At 51.1% G+C, this 25,270-nt stretch carries 18 protein-coding genes; 16 read left to right on the top strand and 2 right to left on the bottom strand.

What is annotated here, in order from left to right; translation table 11 throughout:
- The first annotated feature begins 386 nt into the window (after window positions 1-386).
- The 13 genes from L696_RS0107560 (at window position 387) to L696_RS0107500 (ending at window position 19,122) form a co-directional block, all read left to right on the top strand.
- The gene (locus L696_RS0107560) at window positions 387-3,644 is read left to right on the top strand and encodes a glycoside hydrolase family 32 protein (protein WP_025683104.1); all 3,258 of its coding nucleotides are present in this window, start codon (window positions 387-389) and stop codon (window positions 3,642-3,644) included.
- Between the two features lie 271 nt (window positions 3,645-3,915).
- Window positions 3,916-5,388 carry a nitrogenase cofactor biosynthesis protein NifB gene (gene nifB, locus L696_RS0107555; protein ID WP_025683103.1) on the top strand — a complete coding sequence of 491 codons (1,473 nt, stop codon included), beginning with the start codon at window positions 3,916-3,918 and terminating at the stop codon, window positions 5,386-5,388.
- A gap of 6 nt (window positions 5,389-5,394) precedes the next feature.
- Complete coding sequence (nifH, locus tag L696_RS0107550) at window positions 5,395-6,261, top strand: nitrogenase iron protein (RefSeq protein ID WP_025683102.1); 867 nt, start codon at window positions 5,395-5,397, stop codon at window positions 6,259-6,261.
- Window positions 6,262-6,349: 88 nt separating this feature from the next.
- On the top strand, window positions 6,350-7,798 hold the full coding sequence (gene nifD / locus L696_RS0107545) for a nitrogenase molybdenum-iron protein alpha chain (protein ID WP_025683101.1): 1,449 nt from the start codon (window positions 6,350-6,352) through the stop codon (window positions 7,796-7,798).
- The gene (gene nifK / locus L696_RS0107540) at window positions 7,795-9,324 is read left to right on the top strand and encodes a nitrogenase molybdenum-iron protein subunit beta (RefSeq protein ID WP_025683100.1); all 1,530 of its coding nucleotides are present in this window, start codon (window positions 7,795-7,797) and stop codon (window positions 9,322-9,324) included. Before nifD ends, nifK begins: the two co-directional genes overlap by 4 nt.
- Before the next feature lie 79 nt (window positions 9,325-9,403).
- Entirely contained in the window at window positions 9,404-10,765 is a 1,362-nt protein-coding gene (nifE, locus tag L696_RS0107535) for a nitrogenase iron-molybdenum cofactor biosynthesis protein NifE (protein WP_025683099.1), read from the top strand.
- Complete coding sequence (gene nifN / locus L696_RS0107530; RefSeq protein WP_025683098.1) at window positions 10,755-12,062, top strand: nitrogenase iron-molybdenum cofactor biosynthesis protein NifN; 1,308 nt, start codon at window positions 10,755-10,757, stop codon at window positions 12,060-12,062. Before nifE ends, nifN begins: the two co-directional genes overlap by 11 nt.
- The gene (locus L696_RS0107525) at window positions 12,059-12,448 is read left to right on the top strand and encodes a NifB/NifX family molybdenum-iron cluster-binding protein (protein ID WP_025683097.1); all 390 of its coding nucleotides are present in this window, start codon (window positions 12,059-12,061) and stop codon (window positions 12,446-12,448) included. Before nifN ends, L696_RS0107525 begins: the two co-directional genes overlap by 4 nt.
- 92 nt (window positions 12,449-12,540) lie before the next feature.
- Window positions 12,541-13,305, top strand: a complete 765-nt coding sequence (locus L696_RS0107520) for a HesA/MoeB/ThiF family protein (protein WP_025683096.1) — start codon at window positions 12,541-12,543, stop codon at window positions 13,303-13,305.
- Window positions 13,283-14,419, top strand: coding sequence for a homocitrate synthase/isopropylmalate synthase family protein (locus L696_RS0107515; RefSeq protein WP_025683095.1), 1,137 nt, complete (start codon window positions 13,283-13,285; stop codon window positions 14,417-14,419). Before L696_RS0107520 ends, L696_RS0107515 begins: the two co-directional genes overlap by 23 nt.
- A 246-nt stretch (window positions 14,420-14,665) precedes the next feature.
- The gene (locus L696_RS0107510) at window positions 14,666-16,402 is read left to right on the top strand and encodes an ABC transporter ATP-binding protein (protein WP_081750697.1); all 1,737 of its coding nucleotides are present in this window, start codon (window positions 14,666-14,668) and stop codon (window positions 16,400-16,402) included.
- On the top strand, window positions 16,383-18,215 hold the full coding sequence (locus L696_RS0107505; RefSeq protein ID WP_025683093.1) for an ABC transporter ATP-binding protein: 1,833 nt from the start codon (window positions 16,383-16,385) through the stop codon (window positions 18,213-18,215). Before L696_RS0107510 ends, L696_RS0107505 begins: the two co-directional genes overlap by 20 nt.
- 250 nt (window positions 18,216-18,465) lie before the next feature.
- Window positions 18,466-19,122, top strand: coding sequence for a DJ-1/PfpI family protein (locus tag L696_RS0107500; protein WP_025683092.1), 657 nt, complete (start codon window positions 18,466-18,468; stop codon window positions 19,120-19,122).
- 213 nt (window positions 19,123-19,335) lie between these two features.
- On the opposite strand, the gene L696_RS0107495 is transcribed toward L696_RS0107500, so the two are convergent.
- On the bottom strand, window positions 19,336-20,637 hold the full coding sequence (locus L696_RS0107495; protein ID WP_209440942.1) for a dicarboxylate/amino acid:cation symporter: 1,302 nt from the start codon (window positions 20,635-20,637) through the stop codon (window positions 19,336-19,338).
- Between the two features lie 114 nt (window positions 20,638-20,751).
- Window positions 20,752-21,786: a DctP family TRAP transporter solute-binding subunit gene (locus L696_RS0107490; RefSeq protein WP_025683090.1), complete on the bottom strand. Its 1,035-nt coding sequence runs from the start codon at window positions 21,784-21,786 to the stop codon at window positions 20,752-20,754.
- Between the two features lie 87 nt (window positions 21,787-21,873).
- On the opposite strand from L696_RS0107490, the gene L696_RS0107485 reads away from it, so the two are divergent.
- The 3 genes from L696_RS0107485 to L696_RS0107475 form a co-directional block, all read left to right on the top strand.
- Complete coding sequence (locus L696_RS0107485; RefSeq protein ID WP_025683089.1) at window positions 21,874-23,472, top strand: ATP-binding protein; 1,599 nt, start codon at window positions 21,874-21,876, stop codon at window positions 23,470-23,472.
- Window positions 23,465-24,220, top strand: a complete 756-nt coding sequence (locus L696_RS0107480; RefSeq protein ID WP_025683088.1) for a response regulator — start codon at window positions 23,465-23,467, stop codon at window positions 24,218-24,220. Before L696_RS0107485 ends, L696_RS0107480 begins: the two co-directional genes overlap by 8 nt.
- Before the next feature lie 235 nt (window positions 24,221-24,455).
- A partial coding sequence (locus L696_RS0107475; RefSeq protein ID WP_025683087.1) for an NAD-dependent malic enzyme occupies window positions 24,456-25,270 on the top strand: 815 nt, incomplete at its 3' end.

Raw genomic sequence — 25,270 nt, 5'->3', positions numbered from 1 at the left:
AACAATATTTACATTTGGAAGATTTATTTGATAACTTATATTTATCTTCATCGAATCGACAAATGAATTTAAATTCAATTTTATACATTTTATATTACAAAATAATAACTTATTAATAGTATTTTTTAGTCAAATGTAAATAAATTGTTTTACAAAAATCATTGACGAATAACATTTTGATTTGGTAAATTGAAGATGGAAATTGTAAGCCCTTTCAAATTTGTTGTACAGACGGTTTATTACAGATTGGGGGAATTGCGAGTTTTTCTCTAAACCTTTATACGCTGAAACGAGACGTTCTCCATGACGATTTAAACAGCGGATTTTCCAGTTATTTTGTAGTGGATGCGCGGTGTTGATCCGTACTAGAAGGTAGGGGGTTGGGGATGAAGGTGGAGTTTACAAACACGCGAACGAACCTGACCGATTGGCAGATTAAGGGACAGGGGCACATGGAGGATAACGTCCAGGGTCTTTTGCTGAGGTCGGAGCCACAGGAAATTGTGATGGCTATGTCTGGGACAATGTCAAAGGATTTTAGTTTTGAAGCAGATGTTATGGTCATAGACACACATGCAGATGCTGCGCTTGTATTCCGTTCCAGTGAGGATGGACGCTCCTCCTACATGCTCCAGATCGCGCCGGATGCCGGATTGTTGCGATTGCGGGATGCTGTCGGAGACACTGAAAGACTGAAAGAGGAACGTCGGGTAGATTTTAAAAAAGGAGATATTTATCATCTCAAGGTGAGCGTGGAAGGATCTCATCTTCAGGTGTACTGGGATGAGGGCTATAGTCCAATCATGGATGTAGTCGATACGACGTATACAGCAGGATATTTGGGGCTGAATGTTTGGAATGGCTCGGCCTTGTTTCAGAACATTCAGGTTAGTGATATGGATACCAATGTAAGTGAGCCGCTGCTGATCCGTGGAAAATGGGAGCCTGACCTGAGGGGACAGAGGGCTGAGGGAACAAGTGCAGAAGGTGCGTTGAAAATATATGGCTCCGCAGCTACAGACTTGGTACTGGAAGGGAGTATGACGCTGAATCCTTCTGAACCGGGAATGGAGGCAGGATTATTTTTGAGAGGGAGCCAGGACGGAAAGGATGGATATGTTGCTTCTGTGCAAGGCGAAGGCAATCAGGTTCGTGTACAACTGAAGAAGGCGGACGGAACGGTGATTACAAGGTCGGCGCAGACGTATCCGGGTACAACGGGCGGCAAACACAGTTTGGAAATCAACGCACATGGAGAGCGGATTCGCGTATTTATAGATGGCTATACTCCTGCGGCGATTGACATTGTGGATAATAGCTATTCCAGTGGTTTTACAGGCATGAAGGTAGCTGGGGGGACAGCTTATTTTCAGGATTTCTACCTCACCCCGGCCCCGGATTACTATACAGAAAAGTACCGACCCCAATATCATTATTCCCCTGCCAGAGGTTCGGCCAGCGATCCGAACGGATTGGTTTATTTCGAAGGCGAGTATCACCTGCTCCATCAGGATGGAGGGCAATGGGCACATGCGGTCAGCACCAATCTATTGGATTGGAAAAGGCTACCGTTTGCATTGGAGTGGAATGATCTCGGCCATATCTGGTCCGGCTCGGCTGTAGCAGACCTAACCAATGCCTCCGACTTATTCGGCGACTATGGCGGAAAAGGACTGATCGCTTATTATACTTCTTTCAATCCCGATCAGTCCAGGGGCAACCAGAGAATCGGTCTTGCCTACAGCACGGACCGGGGGCGTACATGGCAATACCCGAAAGACCGTCCCATTGTGATAGAGAATCCGGGCAAAAGTGAAGAAGACCCTGGCAACTGGGATTTTCGTGATCCAAAAGTGGTATGGGACGAAACCCATCAGCGCTGGATCATGGTCGTGTCAGGAGGCGATCATATCCGTTTTTTTACCTCCACGAATCTAATAGATTGGCTATGGACGGATAATTTCGGCTATGGCGATTATATACGTGGCGGGGTGTGGGAATGCCCGGATCTATTCCGGCTTCCGGTAGACGATGGTAACACCTCTAAATGGGTGCTGATGATTAGCACTGGAGCCAGCACGAACACTCAAGGCTCGGATGCAGAATATTTTATCGGTGAACTGACGCCTGATGGCAAATTTCTTAATGATCTTTCGTCTGGGAATGTGTTAAGAACCGATTGGGGAAAGGAATTCTATGCCTCTATGTCCTTCTCCAATGTACCCGACGGGCGGCGCATTATGCTGGCATGGATGACGAATTGGGACTACCCGTTCAGCTTTCCGACCTCTCCCTGGAAGGGGCAGTTTAGCATCCCGAGAGAGTTATCGCTAAAAACAACCCGTGAAGGCATCCGTTTGATACAGCATCCGATATCTGAGTTGACTTCGCTGCGTACTGGTTTATTTTCGCTAGACAACCAGAGCGTCACGGAATCTTCTCCGAATGTACTGGAAGGTTTGAACGCAGGTGCCTATGAGATTGAAGCGGAGTTCGAACTGCCTTCCGTTGGGGTTGCATCGACTTTGGGGTTTTACGTATGGGATGGCGGTGAGCAAAGAACGGTAGTCGGCTATAAAACAGACGTACAACAATTGTTTGTAAACCGTGCTGATTCAGGGCTTACTGATTTCTCCAGTCTGTTTTCAACGCTTCATGAAGCATCACTTGCACCCGTCGGAAATCGAATCCAAATGAGAATATTCGTGGATGAATCCTCGGTCGAGGTGTTTGGGAATGACGGAGAGGTCGTATTTTCGGATATTATCTTGCCCGATTCGGCGCGAAGAGGGATGAGCTTTTTCGTCCAAGGCGGTGAGGTCAAAATCGTTTCCCTTCGTGTATATGCGCTACGAAACAGCTGGAGGCTGCCAGATGCTTCGTTCGCCAGAGTGATCATGGATCACACGTATGTGGAGCTTGCGAGGGAGCAGTCAAAGCGTTTGTACGCGAGTGTGGAGAATGAGCCTGGGGTAAAAGAAAACTTGTTGATTTGGGCCTCCAGTAATGTTGGGATTGTAAAGATCACCGCATCTGAGGACGGAAGTGCACTAATGAAAGCGAGTTCGCCCGGAGAAGCTGTTATTACAGCTTCCGACTTGGAGGGTAAGGTGCGTGGCAGTACCTTGGTCAAAGTGCACGGCGGGGTGTTTCATACCAACCTGACGGGCTGGAAGCCGGATGTTACCGCATCGCAGTGGATCGTGACAACGGATGGGATACGTGGAAGCTATATTATGGATGCGAATTACATGGCCAGTGAGCAGGCGAAAGATTTCACGTATGAGGCAGATGTGAAGCTGTCTGAACATGGGAGTGCAGGCTCCATGCTCTTCCGCGCCAATGCTGACGGATCAAGCGGCTATTACCTGAATGTGGACCCCAATATGAAATCCATCCGTCTGTTTTATAAAAAAGACGGTCGATTCGAGGATCAGCAGGTGCTTGCCAAGGTCCCGAGGTTTGTTCTGCCGGAAATGTTTCATCATATTAAAATCGTGGCAGAGGGCCTGCGCATTCGCGTTGACGTAAACGGTGAGCAGGTCATCGACCTGGAAGATGGTACGTTTACCGAGGGACATGTGGGTGTGAATGTATTTGGAGGGCAGGCATTTTACCAACATGTCAGGAGCGAAAAAATTTGAATTTTCTTATTCATCAGGAGAGCCGTGTATACGGACTCTCTTTTTTTACGGCTTGATGTCATTGAGAATATGAAATGTAACCGCAGACATGTAAAGTATGTGATATATTATATAACGTAAAATTTGACACATATGTGAAATGAGGATATATGTCAGGGATTTCATGGAGAAGCAAATTGACTGGATTGATCCCTGTCTCTAAGATGTAATTATATCCCAGACAAAAACAGATATTTGTGTTAGGTAATATAACGTGGAGAGGAGGGAATGAATGGACTCTTTAGCTGATCTCTCGGAGACCCCCTTAGCATTAGAAGCCCTCAGACGACATCCCTGTTATAACGAAGAGGCACATCGCTATTTTGCGCGCATTCATCTTCCGGTGGCCCCGGCATGCAATATTCAGTGCCATTATTGCAACCGCAAATTCGATTGCGTCAATGAAAGTCGTCCCGGCGTTGTCAGTGAACTGCTCACGCCGGAGCAGGCGGCGCGCAAGACCTATGGCGTAGCGGCACAGCTCATGCAGCTGTCCGTTGTCGGCATTGCGGGACCTGGAGATCCGCTGGCCAATGCGGAGGCAACCTTCGATACCTTCCGCCGGGTCCGTGAGACAGTTAAGGATGTCATATTCTGTCTCAGCACGAATGGCCTTACCTTGATCAGGCATGTCGACAGGATTGTAGAGTTGGGCATTTCGCATGTCACGATCACGATCAATGCTGTAGATCCCGTCGTGGGGAGCCGCATTTATGGATGGGTCTACGATGAAGGAAAACGCTATGCAGGAGAGGAGGCCGCACGGCTGTTGATTGACCGCCAGCTGGCAGGCTTGAAGATGCTGGCTTCGAGAGGCGTATTGTGCAAGGTGAACTCGGTGCTGATTCCCGAAGTCAATGATGCCCATCTGCCGGAAGTAGCCAGGGTGGTCAAGGAGCACGGCGCGGTGCTGCACAACATTATGCCGCTCATCATCGCACCCGGTAGCCGGTATGAGCAGGAAGGGATGCGGGCCCCCCGCCCCCGTCTGGTCCGGCAGCTGCAGGAGCAATGTGCTGAGGCGGGAGCTGTCATTATGCGCCATTGCCGTCAGTGCAGGGCGGATGCGATTGGACTGCTGGGCGAGGATCGCAATCAGGATTTTACATGGGGGAACATTGCGGCTGCTCCTCCCATGGATGAAGGGGCAAGGGCACAATTTCAGAAAGAACTGGATGAGAAGGTGAGAGTGAGAATGGAACGCAAGGAGGGACAATTGCACCACAAACAACCGTCAACCGGGTCTGGCTGTAGCTGCCCGTTATCGGGGGATAAGGAGCATGAAGCCAGCTTTGCCTCCAAGCCAGTCCTAATCGCTGTGACCAGTCGTGGCGGAGGGAAGGTGAATCAGCATTTCGGTCGTGCCAAGGAATTTATGATTTATGAAAGCGACGGGACCATCGTAAATTTCATAGGCATTCGTAAGGTGCAATCCTACTGCCACGGGAAAGCCGATTGCAATGGGGACAAGGCCGAGACGATGAAGGAGATCCTTTCCATGGTGCATGACTGTGCATTGCTGCTGTCGTCCGGCATAGGCGAAGCCCCCAAAGAGGCATTGCAGGAAGCTGGCGTACTGCCTATTGTATGCGGCGGGGATATTGAGGAATCCGTTCTGGAATATGTAAAATTTCTGCGTTATATGTATCCTGTGCAGAGCAGTAAGGGAAGTAAGCATTCATCCATTCAACATTTTGGAGGCTGAGAAAATATGAGACAAATTGCTTTTTACGGTAAAGGCGGTATCGGCAAATCGACAACCTCGCAGAATACACTGGCTCAGCTCGCAACCAAATTCAAACAAAAAATTATGATCGTAGGCTGTGATCCCAAGGCAGACTCCACCCGTCTTATTCTGAATACGAAGGCCCAACAGACCGTACTGCATCTGGCGGCTGAAAGGGGCACGGTAGAGGATTTGGAGCTGGAGGATGTTGTCCAGAAGGGCTTCGGTGACATTTTGAACGTGGAATGCGGCGGGCCAGAGCCTGGTGTCGGCTGTGCAGGGCGCGGCATTATCACAGCCATTAATTTTCTGGAGGAAGAGGGCGCCTACGAAGGGCTGGATTTCGTGTCCTACGATGTACTGGGGGACGTCGTGTGCGGGGGCTTCGCCATGCCGATCCGGGAGAAGAAGGCACAGGAAATCTACATCGTATGCTCAGGCGAGATGATGGCTATGTACGCTGCCAACAATATTGCACGCGGGATCTTGAAGTATGCCAACAGCGGCGGGGTGCGTTTGGGCGGCTTAATCTGCAACAGCCGGAATACGGACCTGGAAGCGGAATTGATTACAGAGCTTGCAAGAAGACTGAACACGCAGATGATCCACTTTTTGCCGCGTGACAATGTTGTGCAGCACGCGGAGCTGCGCCGTATGACCGTTACCCAATATAACCCGGAACATAAGCAGGCTGCGGAGTATGAAGAGCTGGCAGGTAAGATTTTGAATAATGACATGCTAACGGTTCCTACGCCCATTTCCATGGAAGAGCTGGAGGATCTGTTGATGGAATTCGGCATTATTGAGGATGAAGAGACCGCAATTAACAAAGCTGAGGCGTCCGGGCAGTAGACCGCAGCCAGAGGGGCTTTAAGACGGAACCATTGTGTGATGATGGGGGAGCTGAGCGCGCAGCTTGCAGGAGGGAGGAATAGGCCAAATGAGCAGTATTGTGGATAAGGGAAAGCAGATCGTAGAGGAAATACTGGAGGTATATCCCAAGAAGGCAAAGAAGGACCGGACCAAGCATTTTGAGATCGCGGATGAGGAGCTTGTGAACTGCGGAACCTGTTCCATTAAGTCCAACATGAAATCACGGCCCGGCGTCATGACAGCAAGGGGCTGTGCTTATGCAGGCTCCAAGGGTGTGGTATGGGGCCCGATTAAAGACATGGTGCACATTAGCCATGGTCCCATCGGCTGCGGACAATACAGCTGGGGTACCCGACGCAATTATGCGAATGGGATATTGGGAATCAATAATTTTACCGCCATGCAGATTACAAGCAATTTTCAGGAAAAGGATATCGTGTTCGGCGGAGATAAGAAGCTGGAGGTGATCTGTAGGGAAATTAAGGAGATGTTCCCGCTGGCTAAGGGCATCTCCGTACAATCTGAATGTCCGGTCGGACTGATTGGTGATGATATCGGGGCTGTGGCCAAGAAAATGACAGAGGAGCTGGGCATTCCGGTCATTCCTGTACGCTGTGAGGGCTTTCGCGGGGTGAGTCAGTCTCTGGGCCATCACATTGCCAATGATGCTATCCGCGATTTTCTGATGGGGCGCCGGGAGCTGAAGGAATGTGGGCCTTATGATGTCTCCATTATCGGGGACTACAATATCGGCGGTGATGCCTGGGCCTCGCGCATTCTGCTGGAGGAAATGGGACTGCGGGTCATAGCGCAGTGGTCGGGTGACGGAACGATCAATGAGCTGGGGATTGCCCATAAATCCAAGCTCAACCTGATCCATTGCCATCGTTCCATGAATTATATGTGCACAACGATGGAGCAGGAATACGGAATTCCTTGGATGGAATATAACTTCTTTGGCCCGACGAAGACGATGGAAAGCCTAAGAGCGATTGCTGCCCGCTTTGACGAGACGATTCAGGAAAAATGTGAGCAGGTCATCGCCCAGTATATGCCGCAGATGGAGGCGGTCATCCGTAAATACCGCCCACGTCTGGAAGGCAAAAAGGTGATGCTTCTGATTGGCGGGCTGCGGGCAAGGCATACCATCGGTGCCTATGAGGACCTGGGTATGGAAATTGTGGCTACAGGCTATGAATTTGCCCATAAGGATGATTACGAAAAGACGTTTCCCGATGTAAAAGAAGGCACTATTCTGTACGATGATCCAACGGCCTATGAGCTGGAGGAATTGGCCCAGCGGCTGAATATTGACTTAATGGGCGCCGGAGTCAAGGAGAAATACGTGTATCACAAAATGGGCATTCCCTTCCGCCAAATGCACTCTTGGGATTACAGCGGGCCTTATCATGGCTTTGACGGCTTCAAGATTTTTGCACGTGATATGGATATGACCATAAACAGTCCAGTATGGAGCCTGCTGCCGTCCCGGCAGACTGCGGAGGTGCCGGTATGAGCGAGCGTCTGAATATTGTCGATCACAATCAGCTGTTTCGGCAGGATAAATATGTGCGCCAGCGTGAGGAGAAACGAGCCTTCGAGGCCCCTTGCTCGCCGGAGGAGGCTCGAGCCACCCTGGAGTACACCAAGACCAAGGAATACAAGGACAAGAATTTCGCTCGTACAGCCGTAGTCGTGAACCCGGCCAAGGCTTGTCAGCCGTTGGGAGCGGTTATGGCTGCGCTGGGCTTCGAAAAAACGCTCCCGTTCATTCATGGCTCACAGGGCTGCACGGCCTATTTCCGCAGCCATCTTGCCCGCCACTTCAAGGAGCCTGTTCCTGCCGTCTCCACCTCGATGACCGAGGATGCCGCCGTATTCGGCGGCATGCGCAACCTCATTGACGGTATAGAGAACTGCATTGCCTTGTATCAGCCGCAGATGATTGCGGTATGCACGACCTGTATGGCAGAGGTGATCGGGGATGATCTGTCTGCCTTCCTGGCCAATGCCCGTCAGGAGGGAGCCCTTCCCGAGGATATGCCGGTTCCTTTTGCCAATACCCCCAGCTTCTCCGGTTCACATATTACAGGCTATGACGCCATGCTGCGCTCTGTGCTGGAGACGCTGTATAACAAGTCAGGCCGGACGCCGCAGCCTGGTCATGAATTGAAGCTGAATGTACTGCTCGGGTTTGACGGGTATACGGGCAATTTTGCGGAAATGCGGCGCATACTGGGAATGTTCGGCGTTACGTATACCATTCTGGGTGACCACAGTAGTAATTTTGATTCAGGGGCTACTGGAGAGTACAGCTACTATTACGGGGGAACGCCGCTTGAGGATGTGCCCAAGGCCGCAGATGCTGCCGGCACGTTGGCGATCCAGCAGTACTCTCTTCGTAAAACATTAGGCTATATGAAGCAAACCTGGGAGCAGCAGGTGTCCTCCATCTCCACACCGCTGGGCATCCGCGCTACAGACCGCTTGCTTGAAGAGATCAGTCGTCTGTCCGGAAAGGAAATTCCCGAGGCATTGAAGCAGGAGCGCGCCCGAATGGTGGATGCCATGATGGATTCGCATGCTTATCTGCACGGCAAACGAGTGGCTATGGCGGGAGACCCGGATATGCTCATCGGCCTGATTGGCTTTTGTCTGGAGCTGGGCATGGAGCCGGTGCATATTGTTTGCTCCAATGGGGACCGGAAATTTGAGAAGGAAGCAGAGCTTCTGCTGAAGTCCAGCCCTTACGGTGCAGAATCGACGGTGCATTGTGGTCAGGATTTGTGGCATATGCGTTCGCTGCTGTTCGAGGACCCGGTGGACCTGGCTATTGGCAGCTCCCATTTGAAGTTCGCGGCGAAAGAAGCGAAAATTCCATTGCTCCGTGTGGGCTTTCCGATCTTCGACAGGCATCATTTGCATCGTTATCCGATTATCGGCTACCAGGGTGCGCTGAATCTGCTTACCCAATTCGTGAATACCATACTGGATGTCATGGAGGAGCAGGCTCCGGATCATAGCTTTGATCTAGTGCGCTAATTGCTGTATCGCGTAGATGGAAGTTGACAGCTTGGCTTGTGATTTCAATGGATTCTATCTGAAATAAGGGGGGTTGCGGATGGAGCCGGCTGTGTCTAACGGAAGGCTGGAGGTATCCTGCGGCAACAAAATTCCCAAAAGCACGCCCTGTCCCCGGCCTGTGCCGGGGGAGGCTTCGGGTGGCTGCTCCTTTGACGGGGCCCAGATTACACTGATCCCCATTGCAGATGCGGCTCATCTGGTGCACGGGCCGATTGCGTGTCTCGGCAATAGCTGGGAGAGCAGAGGCAGCCTGTCCAGCGGCCCGGAGCTGTCGGCGTATGGCTTCACTACTGATCTTGGAGAACAGGATATCATTTTTGGTGGTGAACAGAAGCTGCATGAATCGATTCGCTACATTGTCAGTCGTTTTGCACCTCCGGCTGTGTTCGTCTATACAACATGCGTCACAGCCCTCACCGGTGAGGATATCGAGGGGGTCTGCAAGGCTGAATCGGAGCGGCTGGGGACGCCGATCATTCCGGTGAACAGTCCGGGATTTGTGGGCAGCAAGAATCTCGGGACCCGGCTGGCTGGAGATGTGCTGTTCCAGCATATTATCGGCAGCACCGAGCCGGAACAGACAACCTCCCATGATATCAATCTCATCGGGGAATACAATATTGCGGGCGAGATGTGGCATATCGAGCGGCTGATGCAGCAGACGGGAATGAGTATCCTGTCCCGAATTACCGGGGACGGCCGGTTCCGTGAGGTGAGCTGGGCGCATCGTGCCAAGGCCAACATGGTCGTATGCAGCCGGGCTTTGCTGGGTCTGGCAGTCCAAATGGAGCGTAAATACGGCATTCCTTATTTTGAAGGTTCATTTTATGGAGCAAAGGAGACGAGTTATTCCTTGCGGCAGATGGCTTACCTGACCGGAGATCGTGATGTGGAGCGACGGGTGGATAAGCTGGCCGCACGGGAGGAAATGAGGCTATCGCTGGAGCTGGAGCCCTACCGCAAGCAGCTGAAAGGAAAGCGGGCAGTCCTCTATACCGGGGGTGTGAAGAGCTGGTCTGTCATTACGGCTTTGCAGGAGCTGGGCATTAAGGTAGTTGGTGTAGGCACGAACAAGAGCACTGCCGAGGATGTATCCCGGATTGCTGACCGTATCGGAGATGATGCGGAATACATCCCGGAAGGCGGCGCCCGGCAGATTCTCAAGACCGTACGGAGCCGCAAGGCAGACATGGTCATTGCCGGAGGCCGGAACATGTATATGGCGCTTAAGGAACAGATTCCTTTTGTGGACATCAATCAGGAGCGGCACAAAGCCTATGCGGGCTATGACGGGCTGTTGTCTCTGGCGAAACAGCTTGTGCATACGCTGCAGCATCCGGTATGGGAGCTGACCGCCAAATTGGCTCCCTGGGAGGAGGAGACGGAATTTGCCGATTAAATCCGCCACGAAGCCTGTCAGTGTCAACCCGCTCAAGGTAGGACAGCCTTTGGGCGGCGTGCTGGCTCTGCAGGGGATATATCGCTCAATGCCTTTGCTGCACGGCGCTCAGGGCTGCTCGGCCTTCTCCAAGGCGCTGCTGACTCGTCATTTTCGAGAGCCGATCGCCGTTCAGACCTCTGCACTGCAAGAGATGGACGTTATATTTGACGCAGACCGGAATCTGGAGGAGGCGCTGGATCATATCTGGTCCAAGCACCATCCAGATGTCATCGGCGTGATCAGCACGGCCCTCACCGAGGTGGCAGGCGTTGATTTTCATTCCAGGGTAAAGGCGTTCAAGCGAGAACGGGCATTGAAGGACAGTCTGCTGTTTTCTGTATCGCTGCCTGATTTTCACGGTTCTCTGGAGACGGGCTACAGCAGTACAGTAGAGTCGCTAATGGATGCCGTACTCGGGTTGGCCGGGGGGAAGTCCCACAAAAAACAGCGCCGGACGCAGGTCAATCTGCTGCCGGCTTCTTATCTGACTGCCGGAGATGTCATGGAAATCAAGGATATGATCGCTTCCTTCGGCCTGGAGGTTATTACGCTTCCCGATATCTCCACTTCCTTGTCCGGTCACCTGCTGACAGGCTTTTCCCCTTTGACGAGAGGGGGGACTCCGCTGGATTCAGCCTGCCAGATGCTGGAGTCCTCCTGCACTATTGCCATTGGCGCGAGCATGGAACGTCCGGCGCGCAGGCTGGATCATGCCGCAGGCATTCCCTACCATTTGTTCGCTGGTCTGTCTGGCTTGGCCGCGAGCGATGCATTCATACATTTTCTGCAAAAGATCAGCCGCGAGCCAGCCCCCGTTCGCTTCCGCTGGCAGCGTGAAAATCTGTTGGACAGCATGCTGGATGCCCATTTCTATTATTCTGGCGCTTCGGCTGTAGTGGCGCTTGAACCGGATCATATGCTGTCGACCGCAGCCTGGCTGGAGGAGATGGGAGTGGAACTGAAGCGGCTAATTACATCCTGCAGCACGCCCGCACTGCAAAAGACAGAACGGGAAGTCTGGCTCGGTGATCTGGATGATGCAGAGGAGAGCGCGCAGGGCGTTGATTTGTGGATCAGCAATTCACATGGAAGAAAGGGAGCGGCACGGGCCGGGGCCTCATTCGTACCGGCAGGCTTGCCGGTGTATGACGAGCTGGGCGCCCACACCTCCGTAAGCGTCGGATACCGTGGAACCATGGAGTGGGTGAACAAGGTGGGCAATGTATTGCTTGCCGAGAGGGGGAGGGGAGGATGAAGGTTGCATTTGCGACGGAAGACGGTGTGCTTGTGAATGCTCATTTTGGGCAGAGTCCCATGTTTACTGTATTCGAAATCCGGTACTCAGGCGTCCAGTTCCTGGAGCATCGGCGGATAGCCCTGGGGAGCGATGAGAACGAGGCGGGCAAGATCGCCAGCCGCATTGGCCTGATCGAGGATTGTGCCTTGATCTTCCTGGTACAGATCGGCGCTTCGGCCGCTGCACAGGTGACCAAGCGGACCATTATGCCTGTGAAGGTGGCCTTCGGCAGCACCATTGAGGAGCAGATCCAGCGTCTCCAGCATATGCTGGCTCGCAATCCGCCCATGTGGCTTGCCAAAATCCTGCACGCTGAGGAGGGCATCGGCAAAGCCGAATCATGAGCCTTCTGTAAGGAAGGGCAACCATATAGGGTGTCAAGATCCTGCGGATCGAATATCTTAAAGGCGGGGCCGTACATGGAGGGGGTGGACGAATGGTACAGCTGCTGGAAGACAGCAGATACGGACGCCAGTTGAAGTTGCTGGGAGTGGAAGGTCAGAACAGACTAAAGCAGGCTACTGTTATGGTTGCAGGCATCGGAGGATTGGGAGGGACAGCGGCCATGTACCTGGCCGCTGCCGGAGTGGGAAAGCTGATATTGGCCCATGAGGGCGTAATCCATCTGCCGGATATGAACCGGCAGGTGCTGATGGACAGCGGACGAATCGGGGAGGAACGGATGGAGACGGCATTGCAGCATTTGCATCGTATCAATCCGGAGACCCAGCTTGAGGGCCACGCCGACAGAATCACGGAAGAATCCTCTGGACCATGGGTAGAAGCGGCGGATATCGTGATTGATGCACGGTATGATTTTCCGGAAAGATATGCGCTGAACAGACTATGTGTTCGACATGGCAGACCGATGATAGAAGCCGCCATGTACGCCTATGAAGTATCATTGTTGACCATTGATCCCGGTAGGACGGCATGCCTGGAATGTCTCTACCCGGAAGGCGGACAGTCTTGGGAGCCTCTGGGATTCCCGGTCCTGGGAGCCACCTCCGGTTTGATTGGCTGTATGGCTGCACTGGAAGCGGTCAAATGGATTACGGATGCGGGCAATCTGTTCACTGACCGCATGTACCGTATGAATGTGCTGGATATGAGCAGCTGCACCATAGCGGTCAAACGCAACCCGCGTTGTCTGTGCTGCGGAACGGGAGGGGATACAGATGAGTCAGTTGCATATTTGTGATACGACACTTCGTGACGGAGAACAGGCTCCGGGCGTTGCCTTTTCGGCCGCAGAGAAAGCAGAAATTGCCATTATGCTGGACTTGGCCGGGGTGGAGCAGGCTGAGATCGGAATTCCGGCAATGGGAAAGGCGGAGTGCAGGTCTATTGCCAGGATTGCCGCTCTCGGACTACGGATGAAGCTGATGACCTGGAATCGCGCGGTGTTCACGGATATTGATGCAGCGGAATCGACGGGTGTCGGCTGGGCCCATATTTCGGTTCCCGTATCGACGGTGCAGATGAAGGCCAAGCTGGGTATGAATCCTGAGCAGGTGACGGAGCTGATCCGCAGGTCTGTCGATTACGGTCAGTGTAAAGGATTGACTGTTTCCGTAGGCTTTGAGGATGCTTCAAGGGCAGATGAACTATTCCTGGAGCAGCTGGCGAATCAGCTCTATAGGGATGGTATTCGGCGGTTTAGATATGCCGACACGCTGTCCGTTCACCATCCCGAAGCCATAGCGGCGCGCATAGGCAGGCTTGTATCGCGCGTGCCGCAGGATGTGGAGCTTGAGATTCACTGTCATAATGATTATGGTCTAGCGCTTGCCAATACTTTGGCAGCTTTGCAGGCGGGAGCTGTCTGGGCCAGTACCACAGTGTCGGGCCTTGGGGAAAGGGCAGGTAATACGGCGCTGGAGGAGGTGGTGATGTCGTGGAGGGACCTATATCAAGGAACCTGCAGTGTCCGTCCCGAACTGCTGAACCCGCTGGCTGCACTGGTGGCCAAAGCCTCCAACCGAATCATTCCAGAAGCCAAGCCAATTGTGGGAGACATGGTATTCGCCCATGAATCCGGCATACATATCAATGGTCTGCTAAAGGAGCGCGCCGCCTATCAGGCCCTTGATCCGACCGAGCTGGGTACTGACCATTCGTTCGTGCTCGGCAAGCATTCGGGCAGAAGTGCAGTTCAATATATGCTGGAACAGGAAGGAATCGAGGCAGACTCCGGTGAAATCAAGTTCCTGCTAGAGCGGCTTCGCCTAGTCGGTGAAGATCCCAAGCGTGTCATCCATAGCGCGGATTTAAGGCGCTGGCTCCAGTATTATCCGGCAGAGCTATCGAAATAACCGAAAAAGCGTTCCCGTCCGGTAAGTGTGACCGTGACTGGAACGCTTTCTTGTATATTTTTTAATTCCTGCAACCGGAGTCTCCAATTTGCTGGTTAAACGAAGCCGTTCAGAAGGGTATAATAAAATATAGTGCTGTATAAAGTGCGTATATATGGTTTTACAGCAGGCAGGTTCGATTCTTATAACCATTACACGCTGATCTGGAAGGACGGCTATTGGGCAATTGGAGGAATGCTTGTGGGGATGATGTTCTCTTTTCTAAAAAAATATCGGGTTCCAGCCATCGCAGCGCTCGTGATGATGCTGCTGGAGCTGACGGTGGAATTGTCGCAGCCATATCTGATCTCCAAAATCATTGATGAGGGCATCCGGCAGCAGGATTTGTCCGTCGTCTGGTTATGGGGCAGTGTACTGGTGGGGAGTGCAGTTATCGCTTTTATGGCGGGCATATCCAGCTCTTTTTTTGCTTCACATGCAAGTCAGGGCTTCGGCTATGATTTGCGGGAAAAGCTGTATCGTAAAGTACAGTCCTTTTCGTATCCTGTGTTTAAACGTTTTGCCACTTCGTCGCTGATTACGCGCCTGACGGGAGATGTCACGCAAGTACAGGATACGGTGTTTATGAGCCTGCGGTTTATGACACGGGTTCCGCTTGTAGTCATCGGCAGTATTGTGATGGCACTGGTTGTACATTTCAGGCTTGGGCTGCTATTGGCGGTTATGGCCCCGGTGCTGTTCGTGTTTGTGCTGGTGATGATGCGGAGGACGGTCACTTTGTTTAAGGGTGTCCAGCGACGCTTGGATGATGTTAACGGGGTGATTCAGGAGAACCTGACAGGTATCCGGCTCATTCGGGTTTTTGTAAAGATGCGGCATGAAATCGAGCGTTTTGCCCACTACGGGGGCGAACTGATGAAAGGGACGGTTTCCGCTTTGCGCTGGACAGAAACGACGATGCCGTTCATTTTGTTTACGATGAATGCAGGGATTATCGCTGTGCTTTGGTTCGGACGGGGTCAGATTGCAACAGGGGATGCCAGTGTGGGACAGGTGGTCGCTGTCGTCAATTATTCATTGCGGACGATTGGAGCCTTGTCTGCCTTATCAGGTATCGTTGTTGTATTTTCCCGGGCAACTGCATCTACGGGGCGGATTCGAGAGGTATTGGAAACATCTAATGAAGATAGGCAAGAGCTGGAGCCTGTTTCAACACATCATACACGGATTGAGGGACAGGTGGAAATGGACCGGGTGAGCTTTCATTATCCGGGCAGTGATTTGGCTGTACTAAAGGATATATCTTTTAGGGCGCGGTCGGGTGAGCGGATAGCTATTATGGGGGCCACTGGCTCGGGGAAATCCTCACTTGTGCAGTTGATTACACGTCTGTATGAAGAAGCTGAGGGTCATGTGCGTTTTGATGGAAAGGACGCTCGTGAACTGGATGGGTCCATACTACGTGAGGCTATTGGCTATGTTCCTCAAGAGGTGCTGCTATTCACCGGCTCGATTCGGGATAATATTGCTTGGGGGCTGGAGAATGCCAGCCTGGAGCAGATTCAGGAAGCGGCTCGTATGGCGCAGATCCATAATATGATTGAACGCTTGCCGCAAGGCTATGACACGATGCTCGGACAGCGTGGCGTCAATCTGTCCGGCGGACAGAAACAGCGGCTTTCGATTGCCCGCGCACTGGTGCGCCAGCCGGCAGTGCTGATTCTGGACGACAGCACAAGTGCGCTGGATGTAGGGACAGAATCAGCATTACTGAATGCACTCGATGGCCTGTCCTGCACGACATTTCTCATTACGCAGAAGATCAGCTCGACCGCATCAGCAGATCAGATTTTACTGCTGGATGAGGGGCGCCTGATGGCAAGTGGAAGTCATGAGCATCTCATGGACAGTTCGGAGCTGTATCGACGCATCTATGAATCACAATACGGAAAGGAGGAGTCGCATGTTCAAGGAACTCATTGATCCGTTCCGTCAGCCTACACCGCCGTCCGGTGTGCTGCGGAACCCGGCAGGAGCAGAGGGACGCCGCAAGGCCAAGAACTGGTCCGGCACGTTAGGACGGACATGGGCGTATCTGGCCCGTCGCAAGGCCAAGCTGATGCTGGTACTGTTCATGGTACTGCTCAGCTCCGGACTGGCTCTGCTGGGTCCGTATTTGGTCGGCGTCGCAGTGGACGATTTTCTGGAAGGTCCGGGCGGACGCACGTGGATTTATTTTCTCATTGGGCTGGGGGCTGTATATCTGCTCAACTCGCTAACCTCCTGGTTGCAAAATATCTGGATGATCGAGATTGCCCAAGAGACGGTGTATCGTATGCGTTTCGATCTGTTTTCACATTTGCATCGGCTACCGATTCCTTTCTACGGCAAACGTCAGCAGGGAGAGATCATGAGTCGATTGACCAATGATATCGAAAATGTCAGCTCTACGCTGAACAGCTCGGCCATTCAGATTTTTTCGAGCATATTGACGCTGGTGGGTACACTTGCGGTCATGCTGTGGTTAAGCCCGCTGATGACACTGCTGACCTTTATCGTGGTGCCGCTGATGGCAGTCGGGATGCGCTGGATTACGCGCCGCACCGGGCCTTTATACAAGGAACGCCAGAAGAACCTGGGGGAACTGAACGGTTATATTGAAGAAACGCTGTCCGGGCAGCAGATTATCAAAGCATTTTCGCAGGAAAAGAGAGTTATTCGCGGCTTTGGCGAACGTAATGATCGTATCCGTCTGTCGGGCTTCTGGGCACAAACGATTTCCGGTTTTATTCCGAAGCTGATGAACGGGCTGAATAATCTCAGCTTTGCCATTGTAGCGGGGATCGGCGGGATTTTGGCCATTCGCGGCTCCATCACTATAGGTACAATTATTGTATTCGTAGAATATGCCCGCCAGTTCACCAGACCGCTGAACGATCTGGCTAACCAGTGGAACACACTGCTGTCTGCTATTGCCGGAGCTGAGCGTGTATTTGAAATATTGGATGAGGATGAAGAGTCCAAGGATGAACGCGGTGCAGTGGAGGTAGAGCATGTTGAGGGGGCAGTGCGGTTTACGGATGTTTCTTTCGGTTATGATGAGGGAAGCGCTACGCTGAAAGGTATCTCTTTTGAAGCCAAGCCGGGTGAGATGATCGCACTGGTCGGTCCGACCGGGGCCGGAAAAACGACGCTGATCCAATTGATATCCCGTTTTTACAGTCCCGACAAGGGAATGATCACGCTAGATGGACGTGACATTACCACCATACAGCGTGAAAGCTTGCGCTCCCGTATGGCGTTTGTGCTACAGGATTCCTTTCTGTTCCAAGGGACAATCCGCGAAAATATCCGCTTCGGCAGACTGGATGCCACCGATGAAGAGATAGAGGAAGCATCGAAGCTGGCGAATGCCCACTCCTTTATCATGCGGATGAAGGACGGATACGACAAGGTGCTGGAGGCTAACGGCAGCGGTATCAGCCAAGGGCAAAAACAGCTATTGGCTATCGCCCGCGCTATTTTGGCTAACCCTTCAATCCTCGTACTCGACGAGGCAACCAGCAGCATCGACACGATTACTGAGATAAAAATACAAGAAGGACTGGAGCGGCTTATGCAGGGGCGAACAAGCTTCGTCATCGCGCATCGTCTAAATACCATTCGTCAGGCTGACCGGATTCTGGTCCTGAAGGACGGTCGTCTGGAGGAGCAGGGCTCTCATGATGAGCTGCTGACCCATAAAGGCTTTTACAGCGACTTATATTATGGTCAGTTGAGAAAGCAAAGCTCTTAAGCCGGCTCTGGATAAGCAGATTTGTAGGCATGATGTAGAAGCTTTATAATGCTAAAAAGGACTACCCTGGGGCAGTCCTTTTTAAGTAAGCCTTTTTGTGACAAGAGATGTTTGAAATTAAGATACCTCGGTCGAGGACAGAGGGTTTTACACTGGTAAGTTTTCGCAATATTTTATATACCCATACCCCCTATGGGTATGTTAGTATTAGTGTGAAAGAAAAAAATCCCACATCAGAGGAGAGATCATCATGAAAATCGCAATCATGCTTTTCGATGGAATCACAGCATTAGATGCAATTGGTCCATACGATGTATTTGCTGCTACACTGAAATGTGAAGTGAAGTTTGTCGCTAAGAAAAAAGGGTTAATCAAGCTGGACTCAAATATGGGTTATTTGCATGCCGATTACAGTTTTTCTGAAGTTACTTCAGCTGATATTCTTGTTGTTCCAGGTTGCAGTCCGCCAAATTATAAAACTCCAATGAATGACGAAGAAACGTTAAATTGGATTCGCCAAATACATGAAACTACGAAATGGACCACGTCGGTTTGCAACGGCTCTTTGATTTTGAGCGCCGCAGGCTTGTTAAATGGAACCGTAGCCACCAGTCATTGGGGTTCCTTAGACCTGCTCCAATCTCTTGGAGCCATTCCAACAGATGAGAGAGTGGTTCGTCAGGGCAAAATCGTTACAGCAGCCGGTGTCTCCTCTGGTATTGATATGGCACTCCAACTAATAGCATGGGAATTGGGAGAAGATATGGGTAAAGGAGTCCAACTGATTTTGGAATACGATCCGCAGCCTCCGTTTGACACGGGTTCACCAAAGAAAGCGCCTACTTTATTGGTAGAACAAATAAGAGGTATGTTACAAGAGTTTGCAAAACGGGAACCCAATGTGTAAATCAAGAATAAATCAGTACGTTCTCAATAGCGGTATTGGGGTAGGTTAAGGTGTAAGGTATCTAACCAAGACCTCTTCCGGTATTAACTTGGCTTAAACGTTCAATGTTGTTGGTATTTGGTAACAGAAATATCTAAAGAAGGAGCGGTAAGTGCTCCTTCTTTTTTAACACATTCAATTGTTTATACCGGCTCTACTATAAAGCATACTTTATTATACAGATTTAGTAACCGGGCTGTTTAAAGGACGGGTTTCAAGCTCAGTCGATGCCGGAGCAATTTCTGGCTGCTTGTCGGGATGAAACTCATTTTCCGATTTGGCGACGATGACGGTAGCGACCCCGTTACCAATCAGATTGGTGATGGCCCGCGCTTCTGACATGAAGCGATCCACACCGAGCAGCAGCGCCATTCCGGCCAGCGGGATGGAAGGGAACGCCGCGAGTGTGGCTGCCAGCGTGATAAATCCGGAGCCCGTGACGCCCGCCGCTCCCTTTGAGGTCAGCATGAGGATACCAAGCAGTGTCAACTGCTGCCATATGGTCATATCGACGCCGGAGGCCTGAGCTACGAATATGGCAGCCATGGACAAATAGATCGCCGTACCATCCAGGTTAAACGAATAGCCCGTTGGAATGACCAGGCCGACCACCGATTTGGAACAGCCGTATTTCTCCATTTTGTCCATCATACGGGGCAGGGCAGACTCGGAGGATGAAGTACCGAGTACAAGCAAAATTTCTTCTTTGATATAAGCGATAAACTTGAAAATGCTGAAACCGTACATACGAGCAATCATACCGAGCACAATGATAATGAATAAGGCCATGGTCAGGTAAACGGAACCCATCAGCTTGCCAAGAGAGGTTAACGACCCAATGCCGAATTTACCAATCGTATAAGACATGGCACCGAATGCGGCGATTGGAGACAATTTCATGATCATATTCACGATGCCAAAGAAGGCGTGCGACAGCTTGTCGAACAGGACAATGACGGGTTTGGCTTGCTCCCCCATGGCCGTCAGTGACAGTCCGAAGAGGATGGCAAAGAACAGGATAGGCAGTAAATCTCCGCCTGCCATAGCGCTCACTACATTTTCAGGAATAATGCCAACGATGAAATCAACGAGCCCATGACTTGATTCCGCTGCTTTTTGAGCATATTGAGATACTTCTCCGGTTGCTTTGCTCACATCAATGCCCGCTCCCGGTCTTACCAGATTAACAACGATTAGACCAATAGCCAGCGCAATTGTGGTAACGATTTCAAAATAGAGAAGGGCCTTTCCGCCGATGCGACCGACCTTCTTCATGTCTCCCATGCTGGCAATCCCGTGTACAACTGTAAAAAATACAATGGGTGCGATGACCATCTTAATGAGCTTGATAAAGGAGTCTCCGAGTATTTTGAGCTTTTCGCCTGTTGCAGGAAAAAAGTGGCCAAGAAGAATGCCCAGAACAATAGCGATAACGACCTGAACCGTCAAGTTTTTAAAATTAATTCTCAGTTTCATAGGGATACGCTCTCGCTTTCTTTTAGTTTTTGAAAACGCTTTATTTTTGTATCCCTAGTGTAAAAGCTGCGTTCTTGGCAAACAAGAATACGGTCATAACGTTCTTTTTGGTCTTTATGGTCCTTGAATCATATCCATCAGGTCTGACCCGATGATGGGAGTGAACTCCTGATAGAGAACGCGCAGTTTTTCCCTCCAAAGCTTACGCTCACCCTCGGACAGGTGGGTAATTTTAATGTCTCCGGTCTGCTGCAACTGGCTAAGTCGATCCGCATTTTCATCTGTTTCCCGTTTGTTCCAACGCGTCGTTTCCTCAAGTGCCTCCTGCAGCACCAGCTTAGCGTCACTTGGGAGGCGATCCCAATAAGATTTGTTAAATACGACGGCATAACCCAGATAGCTGTGGTTGCTGATGGTCATATAGCGTTGCACTTGGTAAAACCGTTTGGTAAGGATATTGGATATCGTGTTCTCCTGTCCATCTGCCGTTCGCGTTTCTAGGCTGTGGTATATTTCATTGAAAGGAGTGCTAATGGTTGATGCACCAAGCGCTTCAAACTGACGTTGCAACACCTGGCTTGGCTGGATACGGAATTTCAAGCCCGCAAAGTCTGCGGGTTTGCCAATTGGACGGGCGTTATTCGTGATCTGTCGAAAGCCATTGGACCAGAAGGCAACGCCTTTCATGCCATAGGGGTCAAGTGTTTGCGATAACCGCTTGCCCAATTCTCCGTTCAGTGCCTGATCGACTTCAGCCTGATCCTCAAAGGCAAACGGAAGATCCATCACCAGCCAGGCTGGGTCAATCGCGTTCAAATTGGAAAACGAAGGAGCGATCATCTGGATTTCTCCTCGCTGAAGTGCGGCAACTTCTGTGGTTTCTGAATAGCGCATCCCATTGGGGAACACTTGAATCTCAATCCGATCGTTGGATTTTTCTTTCACCCGCTGTGCAAAATAAGCGGCGGCCAGCCCTTTGGGCGAGTTTTCCGCCACCACATGGCTAAATTTAATCACGATCCGATCTTTAAGACCGGTAAATTCACTATCATAAGGGAGCTCTTCACCAAAATTCTTTTGAAAACCGATTAGATAAGCCGTCAGGATACCCAGTACGAGCAAAACACCAAATCCAGCAGCTCTTTTCACAAAGGAACCTCCCATCTGTTGCTATTTTAGTCCCATTATTCCACAATGATATTCAAAGGTAAACGGTTTAAGGGGAAGGTGAAGAGGATGAACAGACTTCGCATATATTGGAAAATAATGATACTTTCATTTGGAGTCGTTCTTTTTTCTCTTTTGATCGGCGGTCTTTTTCTGTTCGGTAGCGCCACCCGGCTCAAGGAAGAAGAACTCAAACAGCGGCTTACGATTACAGCTCAGACGGTTGCGAACCTGCCGGACGTAGTGGAAAGAATTGACGACCCCAATGCTTCTGCCGTGATTGCACCTATGGCGGACAAAATTCGGATATTAAACGATGCGGCTTATATCATCGTGCTCGATATGAACCGCAAACGGCTGTCTCATCCGCTTTCGGAACGAATCGGCGGAACGTTTGAGGCTCGGGATGATGATGCCGCATTCGCTGAACATACGTATGTCTCCAAAGTGCGCAGCGAAGCGGGCATCGGCTTGCGTTCCTTTGTGCCGATTATGAATGCTTCCTCGGAGCAGGTGGGCGTCGTCGTGGCGGGTGGCCTGCTGCCAAGCGTGACGGAGATTATCCGCCAGGAGAAACAATCCATCGTCATGACTTCGTTGCTGTCGTTGATGTTTGGTGTGATTGGCTCTGCATTGCTGGCCCGTCATATTAAGCTCCAGATGTTCAATCTGGAGCCGCAGGAGATTGCGAGAATGTTTCGTGAGCGAAGCGCCGCCTTTCAGGCGATGCACGAGGGCGTCATTGCCATTGACCGCAACTGCATCATTACGATTTTCAACGAACGGGCCAAACAAATTTTCGATGTGCACCGCGATGTAGCGGGATTGCCGATCCGTGAGGTCATCCCGGATACTCGTTTGCCGGAAGTGCTGGATTCGGGAGTCGCAATTTTGAGCCAGGAGCTAAAAATTGGCGGAACTATTATTTGGAGCAACCGAATTCCCATTCGCGAACGGGGAGTTACGATGGGGGCAATCTCCATATTTCAGGACAAGACCGAGGTGACGAGAATGGCCGAGGAGCTCACAGGTGTCAAAGAGTTTGTTCATGCGCTTCGTGCACAAAATCATGAGCATATGAACAAAATGCATACCGTCGCCGGCTTGCTCCAGCTTGGGCAGCAGAATGAGGCTTTGAGCTATCTGTTCGAGGTGACCGAACAACAGGAGGAGATTACACGCTTCCTTCAACAGCATTTCGATGATGACGGAGTTGCAGGTCTGCTATTGGGTAAAATTAGCCGTGGTAAAGAGCTTGGCATTGATATTAGGATTGATCCTGACAGCAGAATGAATCAGTTTCCCCGGCTGATTGACCGACATGATTTTGTTCTGTTACTCGGAAATTTAATGGAGAATGCCTTTGATGCACTGGCGGATACAGAAGTCGGCTCCAAGGAGATTTATGTCAGCATCCAGCAGGATGACGAATATATGTCCATATTGGTTGAGGATAACGGCTGTGGAATGTCGGAGACCACGAAGAAACGAATGCTCGACCGCGGATTTACAACCAAGGACGGAGAGAGCCGCGGCATGGGGCTGCATTTACTGAGCGGGATTGTCACCAAGGGGAACGGCCGCCTGACATGCGAGTCATCCCTTGGCTTGGGAACCTCGATAGAGATTCTATTTCCGTTAAAGGAGAGAGGGAGCGACGATGAGTAAACCTATTAAATCACATTTTCGTGTGCTGCTGGTCGAGGATGATCCGATGGTACAAGAGGTGAATCGGCAGTTTATCGAACAGGTTGAAGGGTTCCAAGTCGTAGGTCTGGCTTCCAATGGGCTTCGGGGGTTGGAGCTGATCGAGGAGCTAAAGCCTGATCTGGTTTTTCTTGACGTGTTCATGCCGTCGCTGGACGGGATAACGACCTTGCAGCGCATCCGTTCTATGGGATTGCCTGTAGATGTAGTTGTCGTGACCGCCGCGAAGGATACGGAGACGATCCGTGAAATGATGCGAAACGGAGCGTTCGATTATATCATGAAGCCGTTCAAGGTAGAGCGTATCCACCATACATTGGAGCGTTACCGGGTACAGCAGGCCGGATTATGGGCAGAAGAAGTAGGAACCCAGGAAGAGCTGGACCTCATTATGCAAAATGGAGAAGCAGCCAAGGAAGCGGTAGTCCCTACTCCAGTGTACGAGGAATGGGCGATGTCTTACGATGAGCTGCCAAAGGGCTTGAATGCTGCCACCTTGAAGCAGGTGCTTGCGGTCATGGAGCAGCATGGCGGCAAGCTGTCTGCTGAAGAAACCGCGGAGGGAGTAGGGATTGCTCGTGTAACGGCAAGAAGATACCTGGATTATCTGGAGAAAAGAGGGATCGTGCGCCTTGTTGTGCATTATGGCGGGGTCGGTCGTCCCGTTAATCGGTATGAGCTGCTGCGTGATCAAAATGACCATAAATAACAATATGAACAAAAGCTTCCCAACGCTTTTATGAAAGCGGTAACATGTAAAAGCAGGGGAGCTACATGATTATGTTCAGACGAAAAGGGGAGTGCTGAGGTGCAACTGGCAACTACCTGAGTGTTCGACTTTTTGGCTGTACCATATTGTGTCTGTTACCGTCTGGACACGAACAGTACATGTGTCTGCCTTTGGGCCGCACACGTGCTATGAATAGAATAGGAGCGGATGTACCGTGGCCTTTAATAGTCTGATTCTTCGATTGGAGCTTGTTCATTCCAAAGTAAACTTCGGTGATGTCGCATCAACCATCAGCCGCGCTGGGGGAGACATTACTTCCATTGATGTTATTCGTCCCGGACAGGATTCGTCCGTTCGTGACATCACCGTCCACGTCGCTGAAATAGCGGAGACTTCGCTCATCGAATCACTCAAATCGTTAGCAGGCATTCAACTCATTAACGTTTCTGACCGCACGTTTCTTGCGCACCTGGGGGGTAAAATATCAATCCAACCCAACCTGCCGATCAAAAATCGGGATGATCTGTCGCGGGTGTATACTCCAGGGGTGGCCCGGGTGTGCACATCCATTCATGAGAATCCTAAAAAAGCGTACTCGCTGACCATAAAACGGAATACGGTCGCGGTTATAACCGATGGTACCGCAGTGCTGGGGCTTGGCGATATCGGCCCGCATGCGGCTGCACCGGTGATGGAAGGCAAGGCGATGCTGTTTAAGCAACTCGCCGGAGTCGACGCCTTTCCTATCTGTCTGGATACGAAGGATACGGAGGAAATCATCCGTACGATTAAGGCGATCAGTCCTATTTTCGGGGGAATTAATTTAGAGGATATTAGTTCCCCACGCTGCTTCGAGATCGAAACCCGGCTGGCCGAGGAGCTGGATATTCCTATCTTTCACGATGATCAGCATGGCACGGCGGTCGTGGTGATTGCAGGCCTGCTGAATGCCTTGAAAGTCGTTAATAAGCGAATTGAAAACGTTCGAATCGTTGTGAACGGAATTGGTGCCGCCGGTGTATCAATATG

This window comes from Paenibacillus maysiensis, from assembly GCF_000520815.1.
GTDB classification, from domain to species: Bacteria; Bacillota; Bacilli; order Paenibacillales; family Paenibacillaceae; genus Paenibacillus; species Paenibacillus maysiensis.
This window is presented reverse-complemented; position numbering and strand designations above follow the sequence as displayed.